At 53.1% G+C, this 23,123-nt stretch carries 23 protein-coding genes; 21 read left to right on the top strand and 2 right to left on the bottom strand.

From position 1 onward, the window contains the following. Nucleotides 1-139 precede the first annotated feature (139 nt). A complete protein-coding gene (locus tag MKY58_RS20915) occupies nt 140-1,282 on the top strand; it encodes a GGDEF domain-containing protein (protein ID WP_212949081.1) in 1,143 nt (380 codons plus the stop codon). 63 nt (nt 1,283-1,345) lie between these two features. Here MKY58_RS20915 and MKY58_RS20910 read toward each other — a convergent pair whose 3' ends face one another. Next, nucleotides 1,346-1,699 (bottom strand): phage holin family protein, encoded by a 354-nt coding sequence (locus MKY58_RS20910; RefSeq protein ID WP_081992225.1) that lies wholly within the window; start codon nt 1,697-1,699, stop codon nt 1,346-1,348. A 311-nt stretch (nt 1,700-2,010) separates the two neighbouring features. On the opposite strand from MKY58_RS20910, the gene MKY58_RS20905 reads away from it, so the two are divergent. From MKY58_RS20905 to MKY58_RS20860, 10 genes are all read left to right on the top strand, one after another. Continuing rightward, entirely contained in the window at nt 2,011-4,377 is a 2,367-nt protein-coding gene (locus MKY58_RS20905; RefSeq protein WP_339321936.1) for an endonuclease MutS2, read from the top strand. Between the two features lie 53 nt (nt 4,378-4,430). Then, nucleotides 4,431-4,850: a DUF350 domain-containing protein gene (locus MKY58_RS20900; protein ID WP_339321935.1), complete on the top strand. Its 420-nt coding sequence runs from the start codon at nt 4,431-4,433 to the stop codon at nt 4,848-4,850. Between the two features lie 104 nt (nt 4,851-4,954). Next, nucleotides 4,955-5,509, top strand: a complete 555-nt coding sequence (locus tag MKY58_RS20895) for a hypothetical protein (RefSeq protein WP_339321934.1) — start codon at nt 4,955-4,957, stop codon at nt 5,507-5,509. 97 nt (nt 5,510-5,606) lie between these two features. Continuing rightward, on the top strand, nt 5,607-6,827 hold the full coding sequence (locus MKY58_RS20890; RefSeq protein WP_339321933.1) for an MFS transporter: 1,221 nt from the start codon (nt 5,607-5,609) through the stop codon (nt 6,825-6,827). A gap of 291 nt (nt 6,828-7,118) precedes the next feature. Beyond that, the gene (locus tag MKY58_RS20885; protein WP_339321932.1) at nt 7,119-7,886 is read left to right on the top strand and encodes an ABC transporter ATP-binding protein; all 768 of its coding nucleotides are present in this window, start codon (nt 7,119-7,121) and stop codon (nt 7,884-7,886) included. Next, a complete protein-coding gene (locus MKY58_RS20880) occupies nt 7,873-9,804 on the top strand; it encodes an ABC transporter permease (RefSeq protein WP_339321931.1) in 1,932 nt (643 codons plus the stop codon). Before MKY58_RS20885 ends, MKY58_RS20880 begins: the two co-directional genes overlap by 14 nt. Nucleotides 9,805-9,816: 12 nt before the next feature. Beyond that, complete coding sequence (locus MKY58_RS20875; protein WP_339321930.1) at nt 9,817-10,185, top strand: YxeA family protein; 369 nt, start codon at nt 9,817-9,819, stop codon at nt 10,183-10,185. Nucleotides 10,186-10,251: 66 nt separating this feature from the next. Further along, on the top strand, nt 10,252-12,456 hold the full coding sequence (locus MKY58_RS20870; RefSeq protein ID WP_339321929.1) for a M1 family metallopeptidase: 2,205 nt from the start codon (nt 10,252-10,254) through the stop codon (nt 12,454-12,456). 145 nt (nt 12,457-12,601) lie between these two features. Beyond that, nucleotides 12,602-13,315: a response regulator transcription factor gene (locus MKY58_RS20865; protein ID WP_339321928.1), complete on the top strand. Its 714-nt coding sequence runs from the start codon at nt 12,602-12,604 to the stop codon at nt 13,313-13,315. Then, complete coding sequence (locus MKY58_RS20860; RefSeq protein ID WP_339321927.1) at nt 13,312-14,754, top strand: HAMP domain-containing sensor histidine kinase; 1,443 nt, start codon at nt 13,312-13,314, stop codon at nt 14,752-14,754. The genes MKY58_RS20865 and MKY58_RS20860 overlap by 4 nt, the downstream gene beginning before the upstream one ends. A 20-nt stretch (nt 14,755-14,774) precedes the next feature. Here the strand turns inward: MKY58_RS20860 and MKY58_RS20855 are convergent, their stop codons facing one another. Beyond that, nucleotides 14,775-16,016, bottom strand: coding sequence for an FAD-dependent oxidoreductase (locus MKY58_RS20855; RefSeq protein ID WP_339321926.1), 1,242 nt, complete (start codon nt 16,014-16,016; stop codon nt 14,775-14,777). 150 nt (nt 16,017-16,166) lie between these two features. On the opposite strand from MKY58_RS20855, the gene MKY58_RS20850 reads away from it, so the two are divergent. The 10 genes from MKY58_RS20850 to MKY58_RS20805 all read left to right on the top strand — a co-directional run bounded on the left by MKY58_RS20850 (nt 16,167) and on the right by MKY58_RS20805 (nt 23,012). Beyond that, nucleotides 16,167-16,403 carry a hypothetical protein gene (locus MKY58_RS20850; RefSeq protein WP_212949062.1) on the top strand — a complete coding sequence of 79 codons (237 nt, stop codon included), beginning with the start codon at nt 16,167-16,169 and terminating at the stop codon, nt 16,401-16,403. Between the two features lie 22 nt (nt 16,404-16,425). Beyond that, complete coding sequence (locus MKY58_RS20845) at nt 16,426-16,818, top strand: spore coat protein (protein ID WP_339321925.1); 393 nt, start codon at nt 16,426-16,428, stop codon at nt 16,816-16,818. 211 nt (nt 16,819-17,029) lie between these two features. Continuing rightward, nucleotides 17,030-17,530 (top strand): Lrp/AsnC family transcriptional regulator, encoded by a 501-nt coding sequence (locus MKY58_RS20840; RefSeq protein WP_339321924.1) that lies wholly within the window; start codon nt 17,030-17,032, stop codon nt 17,528-17,530. Between the two features lie 13 nt (nt 17,531-17,543). After that, entirely contained in the window at nt 17,544-18,755 is a 1,212-nt protein-coding gene (locus tag MKY58_RS20835; protein ID WP_339321923.1) for an aminotransferase class I/II-fold pyridoxal phosphate-dependent enzyme, read from the top strand. A 274-nt stretch (nt 18,756-19,029) separates the two neighbouring features. After that, the gene (locus MKY58_RS20830) at nt 19,030-19,254 is read left to right on the top strand and encodes an aspartyl-phosphate phosphatase Spo0E family protein (protein ID WP_246537324.1); all 225 of its coding nucleotides are present in this window, start codon (nt 19,030-19,032) and stop codon (nt 19,252-19,254) included. A 202-nt stretch (nt 19,255-19,456) separates the two neighbouring features. Beyond that, complete coding sequence (locus tag MKY58_RS20825) at nt 19,457-19,993, top strand: hypothetical protein (protein ID WP_339321922.1); 537 nt, start codon at nt 19,457-19,459, stop codon at nt 19,991-19,993. Between the two features lie 32 nt (nt 19,994-20,025). Further along, nucleotides 20,026-20,595 (top strand): cob(I)yrinic acid a,c-diamide adenosyltransferase, encoded by a 570-nt coding sequence (locus MKY58_RS20820; RefSeq protein WP_339321921.1) that lies wholly within the window; start codon nt 20,026-20,028, stop codon nt 20,593-20,595. Next, nucleotides 20,592-21,614, top strand: coding sequence for an RluA family pseudouridine synthase (locus MKY58_RS20815; protein ID WP_339321920.1), 1,023 nt, complete (start codon nt 20,592-20,594; stop codon nt 21,612-21,614). The genes MKY58_RS20820 and MKY58_RS20815 overlap by 4 nt, the downstream gene beginning before the upstream one ends. A gap of 54 nt (nt 21,615-21,668) precedes the next feature. Next, the gene (locus tag MKY58_RS20810; RefSeq protein ID WP_036715513.1) at nt 21,669-22,028 is read left to right on the top strand and encodes an arsenate reductase family protein; all 360 of its coding nucleotides are present in this window, start codon (nt 21,669-21,671) and stop codon (nt 22,026-22,028) included. A 129-nt stretch (nt 22,029-22,157) separates the two neighbouring features. Next, nucleotides 22,158-23,012: a 5'-3' exonuclease H3TH domain-containing protein gene (locus tag MKY58_RS20805; RefSeq protein WP_339325215.1), complete on the top strand. Its 855-nt coding sequence runs from the start codon at nt 22,158-22,160 to the stop codon at nt 23,010-23,012. The last annotated feature ends 111 nt before the right edge of the window (nt 23,013-23,123 follow it).

The following is a 23,123-nucleotide window of genomic DNA, read 5'->3' as shown; positions in this document are numbered from 1 at the left end:
AATATCAGCCTGATTTTCAATATTTTTACAATTAAAGATGTATTTTGGCCTGACGGTAAGCTATAATGATAATCACGATTTCATTTGTTATTCCTTGCAAGATTTATTCTTTCCTAAAGAGTAGGGGATTGACTTTTTCATGGATGGGAACAATGTTCTTTTGGAGGATCGGTGGCACCGAAAAATATTAAATGCTTACTGGATTGTCATGGGGATGTTTCTCTTGGCGCAGGCCGTTTTTTTGCTGTTCGGCGGAATCCCGCAGGGGGTGGCTGAGAAAGGCGGCATGTTCTGGCCCCGGCTTTTGTGCTCCAACGGGCTAACCTTATTGCTGCTGGGGATGACGGAAACGTGGCTGCGGCGCTGGACGAAACATCATAAAAAAGCCATAGTGGCATGCGGGTTTTTGATCTCGTACCTGTTTTATTTCATTATGGAGCCGGCCGCGGACGGTTCTCAGGTGGCGCTTTTGCTCCCGGTGTTGATTTCGATCGTGTATTTCGACCGGAGAATGATGTACGGCTTCGGCATGTTTACGATACTGATGTACGTTCCGATCTATTTTTTGCTGGAACGCCCGCTGTACGAGAAACCGATCCCGGAATTCATCCAGGTCGAAAGCGTGTTTGTGGTCTGCCTGATTTTCGGGAGAACCATTTTGATCCGGGTCAAGGAATTTTTCGCCTATTTGAAAACGGTAATGAAATCGGAACAGCAGCTGCTGGTCGAAAAAACCATTTCGGACAAGCTGCTCAAAATGGATGCGTTGACGGGACTTTACAATCATAAAACGTTTCATGAATACCTTGACGCTTTGCTGGAGCATTCGGAGAAATATCATTTGCCGCTGCAGCTGGCGATTATCGATATCGACGGTTTCAAAAAGGTCAACGATTCGTACGGACATTGGGTCGGCGATCTTGTGCTGAAGCAAGTGGCGTCGACGATCACTTCCATCATGACGCCGAATGACTTCGCGGCCCGTTACGGCGGGGAAGAGTTTGCGGTCATTTTTGCGGATAAAACGCTGGCGGAGGCGGAGCGCATTACGGAAGAGCTGCGAAAAGAGATCGCCGTCGTCGAGCTTTCCAACATGAAAGGCACTCCGGTCACCGTCAGCATCGGACTTTGCAATTACCAGCCGGGGGACGACAAGGAAACGTTGTTCCGCAAGGCCGACAGCGCTCTTTATCAAGCCAAGCGGACAGGTAAAAACAAAGTGGTGACGGTTTCCGATGCGATTCCGGCCGACTCGCCCCAAGGCAAGGTCGCTTCCATCTGAGCTTAGGGCCGGGCGAGACGAAAACACCCCTGTTCCATGGAACGGGGTGTTTTCGCTTGAGCGTTATTTACGGTCTTTGGCTGCGTTGAAGGCAGAAACCGGAATAAACAGGTCGATAATCCCGATCACGAGAGCGGCAAGGATCGCACCAAGGATGGTGACGCTGACGCCGCCAACGATGAATTGGGCGATGTAAATGACCAGCGCGCTGACGATAAAACCGACAATGCCCCGACCGAACGGCGTGACTCGTTTACCGAAGATTCCTTCAATGACCCAGCCAAGCAATGCGATGACCAGGGCCAACAGCAGGGCGCTCCAGAATCCACCCACGGAAAATTGCGGAACGATCCAGCCGACAATCATAAGCACAATCGCAGAAACGATAAATCGCACGACATGACCCAGAAAATGCATGCAATTGGCCTCCTTTGCGTAAAAGATACGTAATATGAATCCATTTCATAATGCGTCCTGTTTACGTTCATTAGGAAATGGGTTCTGTATGCATCGTTTATTGTATTCAATTTATAAAATGTTATGTACCGGGCTTGGCCGGATTTATTGGAAATCCGGAATAATCCGGAATCAAGCGTTTGACTTGCAAATAGCGAAGGCGCAGCCGTTTCGTATATAATAAAAGCGATATGGGGATTGCAGAATCGAGGCGGATGGAGAAGCTATCGTATTCTGGCCATCCCGATGCATGAGAGGAGCAGTGAAATTTCTTGGACGATAAAATTTTGCATACATTGGAATACCGCAAGATTTTAAATACATGCGCCGGCTATACCCAAACCTCCATGGGCAAACAAATCACGGAAAACGTAAGGCCGGATACCGACCTTGAATCCGTCAAAAGGCTGCTGCAGGCCACGGATGAGGCGTACACCGTGGAGCGGCTGAAAGGAACGCCGACCTTTGGCGGAATCAGCGACGTATCGGCGGCCCTGAAACGGGCCAAAATCGGCGGCACGCTGAATCCCCACGAGCTTCTGGCGATCAGCAACACGACATACGGGGCAAGACGCATCAAACGTTTCATTTCCCAAATGAATGAAGACGAGCCGCTTCCGCTGCTTGCGGGCATCAGCGAAAACATTTCGGAGCAAAAAGCGCTGGAAGACGCGATCAAAGCGTGCATATCGGATGAGGCGGAGGTGCTGGATACGGCGAGTCCCGAGCTGGCCCAGATCCGGCGCGAGCTGCGTTCCGGCGAAGTGCGCATCCGCGAGAAGCTGGATAACATGATCCGCTCCTCGTCCGTCGCAAAAATGCTGCAGGATCAGCTGGTTACGATCCGCGGCGACCGGTTCGTCATCCCCGTAAAAGCGGAATACCGCTCGTATTTCGGCGGGATCGTGCATGACCAATCCGGTTCGGGCGCGACCTTGTTCATCGAACCGGAATCGATCGTGGCGATGAACAACAAACTTCGCGAGACCCGGATGAAGGAAGAACGGGAAATCGAAGTCATTTTGCAGAAGCTGACGGCCAAAGTCGGGGAGCAAGCGGATTTGCTGCTGTTCGACCTGGATTTGGTCGGCCAGCTTGACTTTATTTTTGCGAAGGGCCGTCTGGCCCATGCCATGAGAGCTTCCAAGCCGATCATGAACGACCGGGGGTTCCTGAAGCTTCGCAAAGGGCGCCATCCGCTGATCGATATGGAAAAGGTCGTCCCGATCGACGTCGAGCTGGGGAACTCTTACACCTCGATCATCGTGACGGGGCCGAATACCGGGGGCAAAACGGTCACGCTGAAAACGATCGGTTTGCTCAGCCTGATGGCGATGTCGGGGATGTTCGTGCCTGCCGAGGAAGGCAGCCAGCTTTGCGTCTTCGACGCCATTTACGCCGATATCGGGGATGAACAGAGCATCGAACAGAGCCTGAGTACCTTCTCAAGCCATATGACGAACATCATCCGTATTTTGAAAAACATGACGCCAAAAAGCCTGGTGCTGCTGGATGAGGTCGGCGCGGGCACCGACCCTGCGGAAGGTTCCGCGCTGGCGATCGCGATATTGGAGCACATTCACCGGACCGGCTGCCGCATGGTGGCAACGACGCATTACAGCGAGCTGAAGGCCTATGCCTATGAACGGAAATCCGTCATCAATGCCAGCATGGAATTCGACGTCAATACGCTCAGCCCGACCTACCGTCTGCTCGTAGGCGTGCCGGGACGAAGCAACGCGTTTGCGATCGCGGAACGGCTCGGGCTGCCGAACCCAATCCTCGATTTTGCGCGCGGCCAAGTCAATGAAGAGGATCAGCGCGTGGAGCATATGATCGCTTCCCTCGAGGAAAACCGCCTTGGCGCGGAAGTGGAGCGGGAGCAAGCCGAAAAGCTGCGCCAGGAGATGGAGCAGCTGCGCACCCGGCATCAGCAGGAGCTGGAGAAGCTCGAGCAGCAGCGCGACCGCTACATCGAAAAAGCGCAGGCCGAGGCGAAAGAGGTTATTGCCAAAGCGAAACGCGAAGCCGAGGAAATCATCGGAGAGCTTCGGCAGCTCGCGAAAGAAGAAGGCGCTTCGGTCAAAGAGCATAAGCTGATCGCCGCGCGGAAAAGGCTGGAGGATGCCGAACCGCAGCAGCGCAAAAAATCGGGAGCGCGAAACACGCCGAAAGCTCCGCGGAAAATCGAAGCGGGCGACGAGGTTATGGTGTACAGCCTGAATCAGAAAGGCCATGTCGTCGAGCTGGCCGGATCGAAGGAAGCCGTCGTGCAGCTCGGCATCATGAAGATGAAAGTCAGTCTGGACGACCTGGAGCTGGTTCAGACGCATGAAGCGGCAGCCAAGCAGGTTCAGCGCCAGGCAACGACCGTCAAACGGACCCGGGACGAGAATGTCCGGAGCGAGCTGGATTTGCGCGGCGCCAATCTCGAAGAGGCGTTGATCGAAGTCGACCGCTTCATCGACGAAGCTTTCCTGGGCAATTTGGGGCAGGTTTACCTGATCCATGGAAAAGGCACCGGCATCTTGCGGAAAGGGATTACGGATTATCTGCGCAGGCATAAACACGTCAAAAGCTTCCGTCTGGGCAATTATGGCGAAGGCGGAACCGGCGTGACGGTAGCGGAGCTGAAGTAAACGGCCGGTTGCTGCCGGCTGCAGCTGCGGGCAGATATGAAGGAGGCAGGACGATGAAAAACTGGGTAGATCAGATGCTTTCCCATCCGCTTGGGATTCTGATCGGTTATTTTTCGGTAGCCATATTGGGTTTGATCGTATTTTTGTACCTGTTTGAGCTGGTGGCCAGATATAATTGCTGGAACGAGATCAGCCGCGGCAATGTCGCGGCATCTCTGGCGACCGGCGGAAAAATTTTCGCCATCGGCAACGTGTTGAGGTACAGCATCGAGGCGAAAACCTCCATTTACGATACGATGAAGTGGGCGTTTTTTGGTTTTGTTTTGCTGTTTGCGGCATATTTGCTGTTCGAGTTTTTGACTCCGGTTTTTTCGGTCGACGAGGAAATCCGGAAGGATAACCGCGCGGTAGGGATCATTTCCCTGCTGATCTCGGTATCCTTGTCTTACGTGATCGGCGCTTGCATTTATTAGGGGGATAACATGAAGAACCTGATAAGAATTTTATTCGTGGCCGCTTTAATCTTTTTTATCGTTGGCATCTATTATTTAATGAATCATTGAGGAGATGAATGGCAATGGAAACGACCGTTTGCCCTTGGTGCCAGACGGAGATCGTCTGGGACGAAGAAATTGGACCGGAGGATACCTGTCCGCACTGCCAGAACGAATTGAAAGGGTACCGTACGCTGAACATCCAGCTCGGCGACGAGGAAGAAGAACCCGAAGAGCAGGTGGATTGGGAAGACGAAGCCGATGAGGAGGACGCTGCGGCGTTTTGGGGGCAAGAGGATATGCGTCACAGTCTCCCTCCTTCCATCCGTACGCTGGATAAATTCGAAGAAAGCCACGACTTGATGAATTACGAGGAAACCGTGGAAAAGATTTTGGATGAACAGGAAGAAGTGCCCGAATGTCCGAAATGCCGAGATTACATGATTTTGGCCGGCACGCAGGAAGTGACGGGAGACGGCTTTAAACCCGCGCAATATCGCGCCCTGAAGTCCCCGGTCATTCAGCCCCCTTTCCGGGTCAATATGTATATCTGCACCGGCTGCTTCCATGTCGAAACCAATTTGACCGAGGAAGACCGGCTGCGCATGGTGGATCATTTAAGCCGGGAAAAGGCCTGATCTGCACCAACCGAATGGTTTGAAATTTTCAAAATGATATCCCTCCCTTTGGGGCATGTTAAGACCGAGCATGTCCGGCGATCCAAAGGGGGGACTTATGAAAACGACGGCACATTTGAACCGCCAATCGCTGCTTTTACTGGCCGTGAACGGGTTGATCGTGTTGGCCGGAGCCCTTTCCGGCACGTTTTTGAATGTATACTTATGGAAAAGCAAGCAGGATTACGCGATGATCGGCTGGTTCACCGTCGCCCAGCAGGTGGCTGTCGGGCTTACCTTCTGGCTGGGCGGCAAATGGGTGAAAGAATACAACAAGATGAACGCCCTGCGTGCAGGCATCGTTCTTTCGGGTTTGTTTTATCTTTTCGTTTTATGGGCAGGCCCTCACGCCGTCCGGTGGATTTGGCCGCTGGGGCTGCTGCTCGGCATTGCGATGGGACTTTTCTGGCTTTCGTTTAACGTGGTGTATTTCGAAGTGACCGACCGGGCCAACCGCGATTTGTTCAACGGCTGGGTCGGGCTGCTCGGATCGGTGACCGGCATCGTCGGCCCTTGGTTCTCGGGGCTGCTGATTACATGGCTCAAAGGCGACCGCGGATACCGGGTCGTATTTACCATTTCGCTGGCGATTTACGGTCTCTGCGTCGTGTTAAGCTTTTTTCTGAAAAAGCGGAAAAACGGCAGCGGCTATCATTGGATGGAACCGATCGCGCAGCTGCGGAGCAAAGGAAATCCGTGGCGGCTTATGGCCCCGGGACTGATTGCGCAAGGGGTGCGCGAAGGCGTGTTCGCCTTTTTGATCGGCCTGCTCGTTTTCGTGGCGACGAAACAGGAGTCCAAGCTGGGACAGTTTACCCTGATCACGTCCGCCATCTCGCTCCTGACATACTGGCTTGCCGGAAAATGGTTCAAGCCCAAGTTCCGGAGCGCCGGGATGCTTGTCGGAGCGCTGCTGCTGTGGATCGTCATCGTCCCGCTGCTCTGGAAAACCGGCTACGGCACGCTGCTCGTGTTCGGGATCGGAACGTCCGTGTTTATGCCGCTGTACATTTTGCCGATGATATCGTCGGGGTTTGACCTGATGGGCACAAGCGACGAAACGGTGGAGAAACGGGTCGAGCTGGTCGTCCTGCGCGAGCTGAGCCTGATGGCCGGCCGGCTGCTGGGGACGTTTATTTTTATCGCCGTATTGATGGTGAGCAAGACGCCGCTGACCATTACGGTGCTGATGCTGATCCTCGGCGCGTCGCCGATCGCCAGCTGGATATTCGTCCGCAAGCTGCTGAAGGCGGAGAAGTCGGCCGTAACCAACAAATAGCACATCCAATTGCAAACCCCCCGGGTAACGCTTAACCAGCGTCCCGGGGTTTTTTTGTGCCTGTTCGGGATGATCCCCGCACAGTTGCCCGAATCGGCTGCGAATTCCGGCCCCATTTGTTGGGGCTGTATTTATTTTTAAATTTAAGGTTGCTGTAAGGTTGGCATTAAAACGCTGTAAGGTTCGGGCCTTAAGATTAGGTTTGTGATCAACTCCTACATCCTATAGCGCATCTCGCATAGGGAACCAAAATAAGTAGGCCAAAAAATGATTCATATAAGGAGAACACCAATGAAAACGATCCTCCAAGCTAAACACGTCAACAAAACCTTTGGTACAAAAGGAAACCAATATACGGCGCTGCAAAACATCGACCTGAGCATCGAACAAGGCGAATTCGTCGGCATCATGGGCCCTTCGGGCGCCGGCAAATCGACCTTGCTGAACATTTTCTCCACGATCGATACCCCGACGTCCGGGGAAATCACGATCGACGGGCAAAACATCGTCGCCATGAACGAAGAGAAGCTTTCCGATTTCCGCCGGAATAAACTCGGGTTTATTTTTCAGGATTACAACCTGCTCGATACGCTGACGGTCAAGGAAAACATTTTGCTTCCGCTGGCCCTGTCCAAGGTACCTGCGGCAGAGATCGAAAAGCGGGTGGAGGCCATCGCCGATACGTTCGGCATCCGTCAGATCCTCGATAAGTACCCGTACCATATTTCGGGCGGCCAAAAGCAGCGGGCGGCGGCATCGCGGGCGATCGTGGCGAATCCGAGCCTCATTTTGGCGGACGAACCGACCGGGGCGCTTGATTCGAAATCGGCCACCAGTCTGCTCGAGAGCTTAAGCAAGCTTAACCAGGGGAACCAAGCGACCATCCTGATGGTAACGCATGACGCTTATGCCGCGAGTTTCTGCAAGCGGGTCATTTTCATCAACGACGGAAGGCTGTTCCGGGAGCTTCATAAGGACGAATTAACGCGGAAGGAGTTTTTCGGACGGATTCTCGAGGTGCTGGCATCGCTCGGAGGTGAACATCATGACGCTGTTTAGGATCGCCGGGAAAAACATCCGGAAAAATTTCACCAACTATTTTCTTTATTTCGCATCGATGATTTTCAGCATCGTCATTTATTTTACTTTCGTGTCTTTGAAATACGACAATACCATTCAGTCGGCATCGGACGGATCGCCGAAAATCAGCTCGGCTTTCAGCGGGGCGGCGGTCGTGCTGATCGTGTTCGTCGCCATGTTCATCTGGTATTCGAATTCGTTTTTTACCCGCAAGCGCAAAAAAGAAGTTGGGCTGTATTCCTTGCTTGGCGTGCGCAAAAAACAGATCGGGCGGATGCTTTTTTACGAAAACTTTCTGATGGGCGTCCTGGCGCTGATCGTAGGCGTCGCGCTGGGTTTCGTGCTCAGCCGGTTTTTCGTCATGATTTTGATGAAGGTCATGGGTTACGGCGTCATAGCGAACTTTTCCATCTCCCCGGCCGCGATCGTCAATACGGTCATCGTGTTTATGGCCATTACGCTTTTGACGTCGGTTCAGGGTTACCGGTTGATTTACCGGTTCAAACTGATCGAGCTGTTCCATGCGGATCAAGAGCACGAAAAGGAACCGAGGTCTTCCGTCCTGATCGCTCTGCTGTCCGTTATCCTGATCGGTTTCGGCTACTGGCTCGCGCTGCAAAACCTGGTCACGTCAAAAGCTTGGGCAACGCTTGGTTTGATGCTGACGCCGCTGGTCATTTTGATCACCGTCATTTTGGGCACGTATCTGTTGTTTAACACGTTGACCGTAACGCTGCTGAAGCTGTCGCGCAAAAACAAAAAAAGCTACTGGAAGGGCCTGAATTTGATCGGCACGTCCCAGCTGTTGTACCGGATGAAAGGGAATGCCCGCACGCTGACTGTCATTGCGGTGCTGAGCGCGACGACGCTGACGGCGGTGGGAACGGCGTACAGCTTGTACTACAACAACCGAATGAACGCGGAGATGGCGAATCCGAACAGCTTTACGTTTATCGGCGTGGACGGAAAAACAACCGCCAAGGCCGATCAGGCGATCGAGCAGGCTGCGGGCCATAAGGTGCTCTACCACGAGTCCGTTCCTGTTCTTGAAGTGGATGCCGACATCTCCGGCCTGAAGCAAAACGCAGGTTCGATGGAGCAAACGTACAGCGTGATTGCCAGCCGCGATTTTAACCGATTGGCCAAACTGCAAGGCCGGGACGACTTCGTCAGTCTTGAAGGAAGCGAAGCCGCGGTACTGGATCCGGCGTACATGGAGGGGATTTCCCCGGACTACGTGGGTTCGACGGTCAAGCTGCAGGGAAAAGGCATCAACGAAGTCATCCGGTTCAAAGCGCTCAAAGAGTACACCGTGTTGAACCTTGGAACGGTCTACTCGACCATCGTTGTCGGCGACGAGATGTTTGCGGCCCTTCAGCCGAAGGCCCAAACGACTACGATTGAAGCTTACGGCATTTCGCGCCAGGACAAGGCGAAGGAACTGACCGGGCAGCTGCAAAGCATCTTGCCGGAGAAAGCGGAACTTTCGAGCTTTTACGACCAATATGCGCGAGGGATGGAATCCAGCGGCTTGCTGATGTTTATGGGCGGGTTTCTCGGTTTGGTTTTCCTGGCCGCGACAGGCAGCATCATTTATTTCAAACAGCTGACGGAAGCCAGCAGCGATAAAGCCCGTTATTTGATTTTGCATAAAATCGGCGTCAAAAAGAGGGAAATCCGCAAAACGGTAGCCAAGCAGGTCTTGTTTATTTTCGCGCTTCCGCTTGCCTTCGGCATCGCCCATTGCGCCGTCGCGCTGATGGCTTTATCGAAGCTGATGATGACCAGCCTGGTCGTTCCGGTCGTCAGCTGCATGGGAATCTATGTCTGCATTTATTTGGTCTATTATCTGTTGACCGTCAACAGCTACTACAAAATCGTCACGAATGTGAAGTAAGGAGCGAATCGAATGAAAAAAGGCTGGATCGTTGCAATCGTCGTTTTGGCCGTTCTGGTCGGATTTGTGGTTTTCATCCAAAACGTGAATATCAACCGCCTGGGCGCGCACCAATATTACGTTCAGGTGAACCAAGAAGGAAAGAAAGTGGAAGATAAGTCGGACAGTGGACAAAAGTATGTTTCTTACGAATACACCCTGGAGGGGGTTGATGCTGACGGGAAGGAAAAAAGCCTGACCTTTACCGCATTCAAAGAACTGCGCAAAGAAGCATACCTGCGAATCTATGTGAAGGGGGATGAAGTCAGCTCCTACCAGGAGGTGCAGGCCGCGGAGCTGCCCGACGGGGCAAAACGAAAGCTGGAAACAGCCGGGAAATAGGGACCTGCGCCGCCTGAGAGCTTTCATAAATATCAATCTTATTTTTGGATCAAGGGAGAGAAAACGATGAAAAAAACGGCCTTTAAAACCGTATCCCAAAAAACGCTGGCTTATTCGCTCGCATTTACGCTTGCAGCTTGCCCGCTGGCCAGCGCCGGTCATGTTCTGGCCGCGCCGGCAGCGGCATCCGCGGATTCCGTAGAGGCTGCGCAGGTGCAGACCCACACCCAAGTCGCGTACCGGATTGACGCTAGGCTCGACGAAAAAAATATGCGCATCCAAGGGAGAGAAACGGTCACGTACCGGAACACGTCCAAAGATACGCTGCGGAAGATCGTCTTCCATACGTTTGCCGATGCCAACCGGTCCAAAGCGACCCAAACTTCGATGTTTGAGCAAAACAACGAGGAGATCCGGAAGGAGCATCCGGAGAAAAAGGCGGACGATTTCCTTGGAGGCATCGACATCTTGAGTGCGTCGGCGGGCGGGGAAGCATTGGCCTACCAAAACAGCAATCAGGCTCTGACCGTTGAATTGAAGCAGGAGCTAAAGCCAGGGGAAGCGGTAACGGCAGAAATCGGCTTTGAGGTGAACATTCCTTTCGGCATGCAGCGCCTGTCCTACTACAAGGATATCGTCAATGGCGCACATTGGTTCCCGGTCATGTCGGTCTATGACAAGGAGAAGCATGAGTGGGATAAAACGCCGTACAGCAAAATCTTCGAAACCGATTATTACGACTCCTCGGATTTCGAAGTTCATTTCAACGTGCCGGATTCCTACCGGGTGCTGATGCCGGGTACGATCTCCACGCAGGCGGACCCGCAGGAGCCCGGCCGGAAAATCGTGTCTGCCGTGGCGGACAACACCCGAGAGCTCGTCTTTTTTGCCAGCCCGAATTATAAGGTGGAGAGTGTGACGCGTGACGGCTTGACGGTTGAATATTATTATTTCGACAACATGCCGGACAAGAAAAAAATCGTCGATGAATACATCGACACCGCTTTTAAGGCGATTCAATTTTTTAGTGAAAAATACGGGAAATACCCTTATCCTGAGTTCCGGATCGCGGAGTCGTACGTAGAGGGGGTGGCGGTCGAGTTTGCCCGGGTCATTCAAATGGGACAAATCCGGCCGAACAGCGACCCGGCCCATGATTACGTGTTCGTGCACGAAATCGCACATCAATGGTTCCATGCCCTGATCGGCAACAACTCGGAGAAAGAATCGTTTTTGGATGAAGGATTTGCCGATTTTTCGAAGGTTTATTTTGCGGAAAAACAAGGGGACGACCTGAACGGGTTCAAATCGATCCAAATCGACGATTTGTCTTCCATAGATAAGCCGATCGCCGGAACCAATACGGAAGTAGGAGACTTGCAGAGTCCAACCTTTTACAATAAAGGACGCCAGGCCATCTATCAGCTGTACCGGACCGTGGGCGAAGAGAAATTCGACACGTTCATGAAAGAATATTTCAAACGGTACGAGTTCAAAAACGCGACGATCGAAGGGCTTTTGCAGACGATCCAGGATACGCTCGGCGATAAGGCCCGAAAGGAAATGGACAAGGCGCTCCATGATCCGCATTTTGTCCTGAAGCCCGAATATCTATTGTCCGAGGCGGAAGCAGCCGCGTATTGGCGTGAGCAGTTCAAAACCATGTACCGTTCTTCCCTGTCCCAAGTTGCGAATCTTCCGGCGGAAACGATGAGCCGCATCTTGGATAAGGCGCTGCAGGGCGAACCGCTGACGATCGTGGTGAGCGACCAGGCCGGCAGCCAAGCGAAAAAGCAGCAGCAGACGATCCTGACGCAGCTTGAAGGGACGCTTGGAATTATGGGCATTCCATACGAGGTCATTTCCGACCGGCAAACACTTAAGAAAAAGCTGAAAAAGGAGCTGCCAAGCAGCAATATCATTGCCATCGGCAGCGCGAAAACGAACGGACTCATCCAGGCGCTTAAACCCGGCATCATACAGAAATCGATAGCCCTCGGCTTCGACTGGAAAAGCAAGATGAACCAAAAAGCTTCTTCAGGCGCTTATGTCATTAAACATCCATACAATCAGAACCGCCTGCTCCTGCATTTTTTCTGGAACGGCGACGCCCTGAACGGCAACGCGGTCGAACCGTTTGCGGAGCAGATGCTGAAATCGATCAGTTTTAGCAGCGATTTTTTTCAATATTACGTCTTGGACAAGGCAGGCCGAATCGCGTCCGACAAAAAGACGGCCAACCCGATGGCGAAATTTTTTGCCGAAAATTAAGATCAAGCGAGCCGCTAGCCAAAACGCCGGATTCAAGATATGGTTATAGTAATCGGCAGGGCGGGGAAGATGATACTGCAAGGCCGCGGGGAGCGGCCTCGCGGTTTTTTTGTTCCGCATTGTTAGAATAGGAGGTCGAACGGAATTGTCGCTAAGCCAAAAAATACTGATCGTGGACGATGAAGAAGATATTTTGAAGCTCCTGAAAACGGTTTTGATCAAGGAAGGATTCGAGCACGTACATACCGCCGCTACGGCGAACGAAGGCTGGCTCCAGTTTCAGGACAAGCAACCCGATCTCGTTATTTTGGATATCATGCTCCCGGACGGCGAAGGGTATGACGTCTGCAAACAAATCCGGAGCGTTTCGAACGTGCCGATTTTCTTTTTGTCGGCCAAAACCGAGGAAATCGATAAAATACTCGGATTTGCCATCGGCGGCGACGACTACATCACCAAGCCGTTCAGCCCGAAGGAAGTGGCTTACCGGATCAAAGCCCGTTTCAGAAGAGCGGAGGCAGTGCCGGAGGAGGAGAAGAAGGACCACATCCTGAAAGCAGGCCCGTTCGAGCTCAACGAACAAACATTCGAACTGAAAAAAAACGGCGAAATCATCGAACTCAAACCGAAGGAGCTTGGGCTGTTTACCCATCTGCTCAAGCACCCGAACCGGATCATCAGCAAAGAAAGCCTGTACGATCAAGTATGGGGAGAGGAATCCTTCGGATACGACAATACGGTCATGGTCCATATCCGGCGGCTGAGGGAAAAAATCGAGGAAGATCCTTCGAATCCGCAGTTTTTGGTGACGGTGAAGGGACTCGGGTACAAGCTCGCCCTGGAGGAAACGAAACGATGAAATGGAGGCTGACCGGCAGGTACTTGGCATCCGTCGTCCTGATCGTCGTCATCGTCATTTTCATCAACTTCCTGATTTTGGCCGGGTTGTATGTATACCATAACGTATCCCCCAAATCCCCGCTCAAATACGGAGAAGATTCGGCCGAGGGCATCACACGCTCATTCGCCCAAGAGATCGTCGTTTCCGGATCGGGGTTGGCCATCACTGGGCAGGGAAAGAAAACGCTGGAGGGCCATGGCGCCTGGATTCAAATTTTGGACGATAACGGCAGGCAGGTTTATGGCTATCTCGTACCGTCCGGGGCCAAAACCAAATATACGCCGCTGGACATCGTCCAGACTTACAAGTATATGGAAAAAGAGCTGATGTCGACGGTTTTTATCGGGGAAAAGGCGATCGACGGCAAACACTACAGCTATTTGATCGGCTTCCAAGATCCTTATCTGGAACGAAACATATTAACTTACGATATCCGGTCCGTGGGACGCGTCTTGCAGATCGGAATCCTGACCGTGCTTTGCGTCGACGGCTTCATCGCGCTTTGCATCGCTTACCTGTTCGGCAAAAGGTTAACCCGGCCGCTTCACGCCCTGATTGACGGGATTAAGCAGCTGGCCCATAAAAACTACCGGATCCGGTATGAAGCCAAGGGCATCTACAAGGACGTGTTTTATAACGTAAACGTGTTAAGCGAGGAACTGCGCGCAAGCGAAGCGGAACGAAAAAAGCTGGACCGGATGAAAGAGGAGTGGATCGCGAACATCACGCATGACATCAAAACGCCGCTCGCATCGATTCAAGGATACGCGGAGATGATGAGGGACAAGGACTACGAGTTTACGGTCGAAGAGATGCGCGAGTATGCGGAAGTGATCGAGCGGAAGTCGCTGTACCTCAAAGACGTCATCGAGGATTTGAACCTGTCGACCCGACTGAAAAACAAAAACATATCCCTCAACCTAAAACAGGCGAATCTCGTAAGCCTTGTCCGGAATACCGTCATCGACATGCTGAACGATGCGCGCTACGGGAGCCGAAACATCGATTTTCGGTACAGCGACGAGATGGTCATCATGGATGTGGACGAGATTTTGATCCGACGGGCCGTGAGCAATTTGATTTATAATGCGGTCGTTCATAATGCGGAGGATACGGCCGTTCAAGTCAGCGTAGAGAAACACGACGGAACGGTCTCCATCGTCGTGGAGGATCAGGGCAAAGGAATCCGGGAGGAAGAAATGGAGCGCGTGTTCGACCGCTATTATCGCGGGACCAATACGGGCGAGCTGCACAAGGGTTCGGGCCTGGGCCTGGCCATCGCGCACGATATCGTCCAGGCTCACGGAGGCAAAATCGATGTGGACAGCGAGCTTGGCCGGGGAACCCGCATCGAAATTATGTTGGGAATGGCAAAAGCAGGCGATGTCAACAGATGACGTTGGCCTGCTTTTCCATGTCAACGAATCGTCAACGAGTCGGACGGCGAAGGTTTGCTGCTCCGCTTAAGGGAAAACATGTTCAGCTCCGGGCGCGGCCGGCCCGTGAGCTCGTCCCCCAGCAAATCCGCGGCGATCATGCAGTAGACGGTGCCGTTGCCGCCGTACGCTTCGATAAAATAACAATTCGGGTAATCCGGGTGCGGGCCGACCATCGGCATTCCGTCATGGGTCGTCCCGAAAATCGAAGCCCACGCGTAATCCGCTTCGAGGCGGGCGTAAGCGGGAAATAATTTGCGGATTTCTTCAATCAGCAACTTCGTCTGGTGCAGGAGGCGGGCTTCGCGTTTCTCCGGGGCCGGAGGGGACTCGTCCAGTCCGCCCGCCACGATGCGGTTGTCCGGGGTCGTCCGCATATAGAGATAAGGCCTTGCCGTTTCCCAAATCAAACAGCGTTCATGCCAATCGGACAAATCGCCGACAGGTTTGGTCAATACCGCGTAAGAAACGTTGATGACGGCGTTTTTATCCTTTTTCAATTCCTGCGTTTCATACCCCATCGAAAAAATGACTTTGTTGGCGCGGATTTTCTTGCCGTTCGCATAACAAGTGACCCCGTGCTCGGCAAATTCGAAGTGTACCGCTTCGGTCTGTTCGTAGATGCCGGCTCCTTGCTCCGCCGCGGCTTGAACCAAAGCGTGAACCAGGCGGTAAGGATTGACTTCCGCATCGCCGTCCTTGTAGAGCGCGGCCGGTTTCGTGAAAGGCATGCGTTTTCCGATCTCTTGTTTATCCCAGTACTGTACTTGGAAACCGTATTTTCTAAGCGTTTGATACTCCTCCCGAAGCATTTCCACGTCGTCTTCGCTGCTGGCAAAATACAGGCTGCTGCGGGGGACGAACTCCAGTTCCGGCGAAAGCTTGGCGCAAATCTCCCGGATTTGGCGGATGCTTTGTTCGCACTTTTTATAGAAAGCGACGCCGATCTCCTCGCCGAAGGTGTGGATCATGGACGTCAGGGATTTGTCGTTCGAACTTTGAAGCAAACCGGTGTTGGCCGCCGTGCTGCCGCCCCCGATGTTTCTTTTGTCGATCAGTACGATGTTCTGATGGCGCGCCGCGAGTTGATAGGCCATCATCGCGCCGCTCATCCCGCCGCCGACGATGAGGAAATCGCAATCCACGTCTTGATCCAGCGCGGGATATTCGGGTGCGGGCTTCAGCGTATGGGGCCATGCCGGATTTCCGCTGTTCAAGATCATCGTTTTTCGCTCCTTTCCCTTGAGATACCAGCCTCGTTTGCTCCCAATTCAGTATTTCTCGATCTCATGCCGTTTATCGGCTGCACATAGAAAAAAATGACCGGGATATAATAAGCACGAGTTAAATATCCCCAGAGGAGGCAAAACGTTATGCAATCCGGTCAAATGCAGCCGATCACCGGCAAAGAGCTGGAGTATATCGTCGATTCGATATCCAATGAAGATTTGCTGATCAAGCAGTGCGCCGCGACGTGCGCTACGACCCAAAACCCGACGATTCAGCAGGCTCTGCAGCAATATATCCGCTCGATGGACCATCATCTGGACCTGCTCGTCCAAGCGCTGCAGCAGCATCAGCCGCTTGCGCCGACGCAGCCGCAGCAATAAATTTCAAAGGAGGCACGCATAAATGTATTATCAACAATCCGGCTATTCCGCCTTTATGCAGGATGAGGACCTGCTCTACACCATCCTCGCAGACCTGAAACGGACGGTAAGGGAATATACGACGGCGACGACGGAATCCTCCTGCCCGGCCGTTCGGAACCTGTTCACGCAGCTGACCAACGATACGCTCCGCATGCAAGGCGAACTTTATAACCTGATGAAGCAGCTCAACATGTACTCGACTTCCTCCAAGGCCCTGCGCCAGGATCTCGACAAGCAGGTTCAGAGTGCGCGGAACACGCAGCAAAAAACCCGGCAATTCGTGCAGCAAAAAACGTCCAACATGGGGCAATACGCGCAGGCCGCGCAAATCCAGCCTCCGCAGCAAAACGCTCAAAATCCTTACTACATGTAAAACATAACCTGCTTCCCGCCTGCTCAAACATGTGATGGAAAAGGGCGGGGCAAGGGGCATGGCACAATTTTACCGTCTCAAATTCGGCCCACGCCGTGGAGACGGTTTTTCTTTGCATGCACCCTAAAGTATTGTAATATTAGTATTAATCTCTTTCCCGGGTATGACATGTTTTGTAAGCAACCCGCGAAACGAATGCTGGAGGATACTTATGAAAGAACTTACCGAACTGAAGCTGAAAGTCCTCGACCTGCTGAATGAGGACGCGAGACGATCCCCAAAACTTCTCGCCACCTTGATTGGCGTGGACGAGGAGGCGGTGAAAGAGGCGATTGCCGAGCTTGAGGCGGACCATGTCATCGTAAAATACGCGGCCGTCGTCAACTGGAGCAAAATTGAGGAAGAAACCGTGACGGCGCTGATCGAAGTGCAGATCACCCCTGAGCGGGGACGCGGTTTTGAAGGAATCGCGGAGCGCATTTATTTGTACCCGCAGGTGAAGTCCGTTTATTTGATGAGCGGAGCGTACGACCTGCTCGTCGAAGTGGAAGGACGCAATCTGAGGGAAGTGGCGAACTTCGTTTCCGAGAAGCTGTCGCCGATCGATTCGGTATTGTCGACGAAAACCAACTTTATTTTGAAAAAATATAAACAGGACGGCATTATTTTTGAGGACCGTGAAGAAGATAACCGTCTCATAGTCTCGCCGTAAAGGAAGATGTGTCATGATCGTGAATGAAGATACCAAACAACAGCAAGTCAAATCGATGGAAACGTATTTGTCCCCGCTAGTCAGAAATATCCCGCCGTCAGGCATCCGCAAGTTTTTCGACCTGGCGAACGGCAGCAAGGATATCATCACCCTCGGCGTGGGCGAACCCGACTTCACGACGCCTTGGCATGTCAGGGAGGCTTGCGTTTATTCCCTGGAACGCGGAATGACCGCGTACACTTCCAATGCGGGGATGATCGAACTCCGTGAAGCGATTTCGGACTATTTGAACGACAATTTCAAGGTCGCGTACGATCCGAAGGATCAAATTATCGTGACCGTCGGCGGCAGCGAAGCGATTGACCTGGCTTTGCGGGCGCTGATCGTTCCCGGGGACGAAATTCTGATTCCGGAACCTTGTTACGTGCCTTATTCTCCGATCACTTCGATCGGGGGCGGCGTTCCCGTCGGCATCGAAACCTATGCCAAGGACGATTTCAAGCTGACGGCCGAAGCGCTGGAAGCCAAAATCACGCCGAAAACCAAAGTGCTGATCCTTTGCTATCCAAGCAATCCGACCGGCTCCATCATGACCTACGAGGATTGGCTCCCGATCGCGAAAGTCGTGGAAAAACACGATCTGATCGTCATTGCCGACGAGATTTATGCCGAGCTGACCTACGGCCAAAAGCATGTCAGCTTTTCGTCCATTCCGGGCATGATGGACCGTACCATCCTGGTCAGCGGTTTTTCCAAGGCGTTTGCGATGACCGGCTGGCGGATGGGATATGTCTGCGCCCACCCGGACCTGATCGCAGCCATGCTGAAAATCCACCAGTACACGATTATGTGCGCTCCCGTCATGGGCCAGGTCGCCGCACTGGAGGCACTGAAGCACGGCATGGAGGAAAAGGACCGGATGGTCGAGTCCTACAACCAGCGCCGGCGCCTGATCGTCCAGGGCTTCCAGGATATCGGGCTTTCCTGCCACGAGCCGCAGGGCGCGTTTTATGCGTTCCCGAGCATTGCTTCGACCGGACTGAGCTCCGAAGAATTCGCGCACCGGCTGCTGCTGGAGGCGAAGGTCGCGGCGGTTCCCGGAACGGCCTTCGGCGCGAGCGGGGAAGGATTTTTGCGTTGCTCCTACGCCACTTCCGTTGCCCAGCTGACCGAAGCGCTTGACCGGATCGGAAAATTTTTGCACAAGCTCAAGCAGGAGTCATAAAAAAAGTTTCATTTTAGGAATTTTCTGGTTATTATATTGTAAGCCTTCCTTGTACACGATGTTCTTTTCTTCTGGTCTGAAGGCCGCTCCTATGGATATTTGCAAAACCTGTCTCAGGGTTTTATACTGATTTTGAATAATTTAACAAATTATTCACTTTCTTTTATCGATTTATATGTTATAATTTTGCTTCGGGAGCAAGAAAAGACTTACCAGGGAGGGGTTACCTTTGTTCTGTGCCGAATATGATTTGCCCTCATATCGCGGCGACTACATTGCCGAAGGCGATCAGCGCGGTGATTGGTCGGCCAAAACGACGGATTCTGCGAAGAATATTTCCTTGGAAGACGAAATTTTGATGCTCCGCAACAAGATGGAACAGATTTTCATGCAGGAACAATCCTTCACCTCGGAAGTCGTGATCGAAATCAGCAGCTTGCTCGACCTCAAAATCAACGAATACATGAAATCATCATGCCCGAAGAAAAATAAATCGTAAGCCTTAAAAAAGCTTGCAGACATCCAGTCGCTACGCTTATCCCGTCCCCTTCAGGGCGCAGGAGAAGGAAGTTCATTCCGGTGAATTTCCCTCTTGCCCCGGGAGGGGATTTTTGCTGTCCGGCCTTTATGAAGGGGCCGCTTTTTTGTCTCTCCCAGGTATGATATATTGAACCTATTGGAGAATAGAGGAGGAGCAGAGAGTGAAGGCGTACGGTAAACTCATGCTGGTTATTTTCGCTGTTTTTATGCTTGCGGGCTGCGGGAAGGAAAAGCCGGACCTGTCGATTTTCATGATCGACGACAAGTCCGACCCCACCCAAGTCGCCGAGCCGCTTGAGAAAGCGCTGCAGGAACGTCTGGGCCAGGAGATCAAGGTCGAAGTGATCGCAAGTCCGCTGTACAATCCGGAAAAGCTGATGGTCGAATATGCCGCGGGCGGCCACGACATCATGATTTTGCCTGAAGAGGACATGAAAAATTACGGCAAAATGGGAGGCCATGTGGTGCTGGACGACCATTTCGACCCGAAAACATATCCGGAAGGCGTATTTGCGAGCATGGAAGAAAAGGATGACAAAACGATCGACAAAACGGAACATCTTTACGGGATCCCCGTGAAGGACATGAAGATGTTCAAGGATTTGAAATATACGCCTGACAAGCTGTTCGTCACCATCCCGGTGTCCTCGAAGCATATGGATAACGCGGTGAAGGCGCTTAAAGAAATGACGGAGTAGGCGGCTTTGGAGCTTAAGGGAGGAACGAACGAATGAGAATTTATACACGGACCGGCGACGAAGGCCAGACATCCGTCATCGGCGGACGCGTTTCGAAGGATGATCTGCAGGTGGAAACCTACGGAACGATCGACGAGCTGAACTGTTTCGTCGGCCAGGCCGCAAGCCTGATGGAGGGCGAGGTTTTTGCCGATTTGCGGGACAACCTGATCGAAATCATGCATGAATTGTTCGACTGCGGGTCGGACCTGGCGTTCGTCAAGCTGAGCGAAAGCAAATATAAAGTGCGTGCCGACATGGTGGAGCGGCTGGAGCAGTGGATCGATCGATACCTGGAGGAGACCCCCGAGCTGGAGCGGTTTATTTTGCCTGGGGGAACGCAGCTGGCGGCGACGCTGCATGTGTGCAGAACCGTATGCCGCCGTGCGGAACGGAGAGTCGTCACGCTCGGCCAACAGAAGGAGATCAATCCGGAAGTCCGCCGGTACTTGAACCGGCTGTCGGATTATTTCTTCGTCGCGGCCCGCACGGCCAACGTCCGCAGCGGCGTCCCGGACATCGAATACGTCCGCAGCAAAAAGGTGTTCGGCAACAAAAAATGACAGCTTATTATCCGCCCATCACTTATATCGTGCCCGAAGCGGAGGATGGCTGGCTGCTCAAGGCCATCCTGCTGCGGCGCATGCATGTTTCGCGCAAGCTGCAGTCCCGGCTGAAGCTGACGGAACAGGGAATTACGTTAAACGGCCGCCGAGTGTACACCAGCGTTCCCGTCCAGGCCGGGGACGTGGTGGCGATCCGCATGGAGCAGGAAATCTCCGACGACATTTTGCCGCAGCCGATCCCTTTTGAAATCCTCTACGAAGACGAGCATCTGCTGGTCGTCAATAAAGAAGCGGGCATGATCGTGCACCCGACGCACGGGCATTATACGGGCACGCTTGCGAACGGGGTCGTGGACTACTGGCGCCAAAAAGGCGAGTCGTTCCGTTTCCGCGCCGTACACCGCCTCGACCAGGAGACGACCGGCGTGCTTGCGATAGCCAAAAATCCATACGTGCACCAGCATATATCCGAGCAAATGATCGGAAACCGCGTGGACAAAACGTACCTCGCATTGGTGCATGGGACCCCGGCCCCGTCGGAGGGCGAAATTGACGGGCCGATCGACAGGGACCCCGAAGAGCCGCACCGCCGGATCGTCACGCCTAACGGTTATCCGTCGCTGACCAAATACCGGGTGCTGGAAAGCTGGAATAACGGGTCGCTTGTCCGGCTGAAGCTGGAAACGGGGAGAACGCATCAAATCCGCGTCCATATGACGAGCATCGGCTGTCCCTTGATCGGGGACAAGTTGTATCGGCATGACGTTTATAAAGAAATCGGGATCGAAGCCGCGGACTTGTCAGAGGGTGCCGATTCCGTTATTGAAACGAATGACCCTCCTATGCCGGCGGCTGCGCGGAACATCGTTCAATTGGACCGGGCGATCTCGCGCCAGGCGCTCCACGCCTATGAACTTTCCTTCGAGCATCCGGTCACGCACAGGCAAATGACCTTTCAGGCGCCGCTGCCCGCGGATATGCGGAAATTGCGGGAGCGGCTGGAGGAAGGGCTGTAGTGCCGAAGGGCCTGAAGCAAGCATCAAATACCGACAAAGAGAGTGGAATGACAGATGAGCAAACTGCAAGTTTACCAATATCCGAAATGCGGCACCTGCCGCAACGCAATCAAATGGCTCCAGTCCCATGGCCATGAGCTGGAGCTTCACCATATCAAGGAAGAACCTCCGGCGCCCGAAACGCTGGAGAAACTGATCGGCTTAAGCGGCCTGCCGCTCAAAAAGTTTTTTAACACGAGCGGCGAAGCGTACAAAGAAATGGGCCTCAAAGACAAGCTGGCAGACATGTCCGAAAAGGAGCAGATCGAGCTTTTGTCTTCGAACGGCATGCTGATCAAACGTCCGATCGTGACCGACGGCCGCAAAGTAACGGTCGGCTTTAAAGAGGATCAATACGAGTCCGCCTGGGGATAACAGGAAACCGCCCAAAAGCTCCCCCTAGTTGTGTTATACTAGAGGCAGCATTGCCCGCCCTTGAAACAGGGATGAGGCAGACAAGGGGAGAAACGAAGATTGATCACGAATGAAAAACGACCATCCGTTATGTTGGTGGACGGGATGGCATTGTTGTTTAGAGCTTATTACGCTACCGCAACCAGCGGATATATCCGCCGGACGAAATCGGGGATTCCGACGAATGCGATTTACGGGTTTATCCGGTATTTTTGGGACGCGGTGCAAAATTTTGATCCGACCCACGTCGTTTGCTGCTGGGATCTTGGGGGCAAAACGTTCCGCGGGGAGCATTTTTCGGCTTATAAAGGAAACCGGCCGGAGGCGCCGGAGGATCTGGTGCCCCAGTTTTCGCTGATTCGGGATGTGATGGACAGCATGGGCGTCCCCAATATCGGCGCCGAAGGGTATGAGGCCGACGATTGCATCGGCACGCTGGCCGCGAAGTTCAGCCAGGACATGGACGTGATGGTTTTGTCCGGCGACCATGACCTGCTGCAGCTGGTAAGCGAACGCACGACCGTCATCATCATGAAAAAAGGCCACGGCAACTATAAGGTGTACACGCCGGAGACGTTGTACGAGGAACGGCAGCTTCATCCGCGCCAAATCATCGACGTCAAGGCGCTGATGGGCGATGCCAGCGACAACTATCCAGGCGTTCGCGGCATCGGCGAGAAGACGGCGCATAAGCTGATTCAGGAGTACGGTTCCATCGAGGGGCTGCTCGACAATCTGGATCAGGTATCGAAGAGCATCCGCGCCAAAATCGAAGCCGATCTCGAGATGCTGCATCTTTCGCGCCGCCTGGCGGAAATCCATTGCGCAGCCCCTGTGGCGTGCGCGCTGGAGACTTGCCAGCTGTCGCTCGACGAGCAGGCGGTGGTCGATAAATTCGAAGAGCTTGAGATGAAGAGTTTGTGCCATCTGCTCGGGGTCGTCTAAAACAAAACGAGAAGTTTGCCACACACGGGGATGCCGGCAATCACGCCCGGCGTCCCCTTTTCCGTGCGCTTGCGCATTGACTTTCATGGAACAACTGGGCTATAATGCCCG

The organism is Paenibacillus sp. FSL W8-0194 (assembly GCF_037969745.1).
Taxonomy (GTDB): domain Bacteria; phylum Bacillota; class Bacilli; order Paenibacillales; family Paenibacillaceae; genus Paenibacillus_AQ; species Paenibacillus_AQ cookii.
The sequence above is the reverse complement of the archived record's forward strand: the minus strand, read 5'-3'. Positions and strand labels throughout refer to the sequence as shown.

Bases quoted from the DNA above. Each gene is read 5' to 3' on its own strand.
- MKY58_RS20885 (WP_339321932.1), top strand. From the start codon at position 7,119: ATGAAAACGATCCTCCAAGCTAAACACGTCAACAAAACCTTTGGTACA.
- MKY58_RS20805 (WP_339325215.1), top strand. From the start codon at position 22,158: ATGTTGGTGGACGGGATGGCATTGTTGTTTAGAGCTTATTACGCTACC.
- MKY58_RS20820 (WP_339321921.1), top strand. From the start codon at position 20,026: ATGAGAATTTATACACGGACCGGCGACGAAGGCCAGACATCCGTCATC.
- MKY58_RS20855 (WP_339321926.1), bottom strand. From the start codon at position 16,016: ATGATCTTGAACAGCGGAAATCCGGCATGGCCCCATACGCTGAAGCCC.
- MKY58_RS20910 (WP_081992225.1), bottom strand. From the start codon at position 1,699: ATGCATTTTCTGGGTCATGTCGTGCGATTTATCGTTTCTGCGATTGTG.
- MKY58_RS20875 (WP_339321930.1), top strand. From the start codon at position 9,817: ATGAAAAAAGGCTGGATCGTTGCAATCGTCGTTTTGGCCGTTCTGGTC.
- MKY58_RS20870 (WP_339321929.1), top strand. From the start codon at position 10,252: ATGAAAAAAACGGCCTTTAAAACCGTATCCCAAAAAACGCTGGCTTAT.
- MKY58_RS20860 (WP_339321927.1), top strand. From the start codon at position 13,312: ATGAAATGGAGGCTGACCGGCAGGTACTTGGCATCCGTCGTCCTGATC.
- MKY58_RS20880 (WP_339321931.1), top strand. From the start codon at position 7,873: ATGACGCTGTTTAGGATCGCCGGGAAAAACATCCGGAAAAATTTCACC.
- MKY58_RS20840 (WP_339321924.1), top strand. From the start codon at position 17,030: ATGAAAGAACTTACCGAACTGAAGCTGAAAGTCCTCGACCTGCTGAAT.
- MKY58_RS20845 (WP_339321925.1), top strand. From the start codon at position 16,426: ATGTATTATCAACAATCCGGCTATTCCGCCTTTATGCAGGATGAGGAC.
- MKY58_RS20850 (WP_212949062.1), top strand. From the start codon at position 16,167: ATGCAATCCGGTCAAATGCAGCCGATCACCGGCAAAGAGCTGGAGTAT.
- MKY58_RS20835 (WP_339321923.1), top strand. From the start codon at position 17,544: ATGATCGTGAATGAAGATACCAAACAACAGCAAGTCAAATCGATGGAA.
- MKY58_RS20890 (WP_339321933.1), top strand. From the start codon at position 5,607: ATGAAAACGACGGCACATTTGAACCGCCAATCGCTGCTTTTACTGGCC.
- MKY58_RS20810 (WP_036715513.1), top strand. From the start codon at position 21,669: ATGAGCAAACTGCAAGTTTACCAATATCCGAAATGCGGCACCTGCCGC.
- MKY58_RS20915 (WP_212949081.1), top strand. From the start codon at position 140: ATGGATGGGAACAATGTTCTTTTGGAGGATCGGTGGCACCGAAAAATA.
- MKY58_RS20895 (WP_339321934.1), top strand. From the start codon at position 4,955: ATGGAAACGACCGTTTGCCCTTGGTGCCAGACGGAGATCGTCTGGGAC.
- MKY58_RS20815 (WP_339321920.1), top strand. From the start codon at position 20,592: ATGACAGCTTATTATCCGCCCATCACTTATATCGTGCCCGAAGCGGAG.
- MKY58_RS20900 (WP_339321935.1), top strand. From the start codon at position 4,431: ATGAAAAACTGGGTAGATCAGATGCTTTCCCATCCGCTTGGGATTCTG.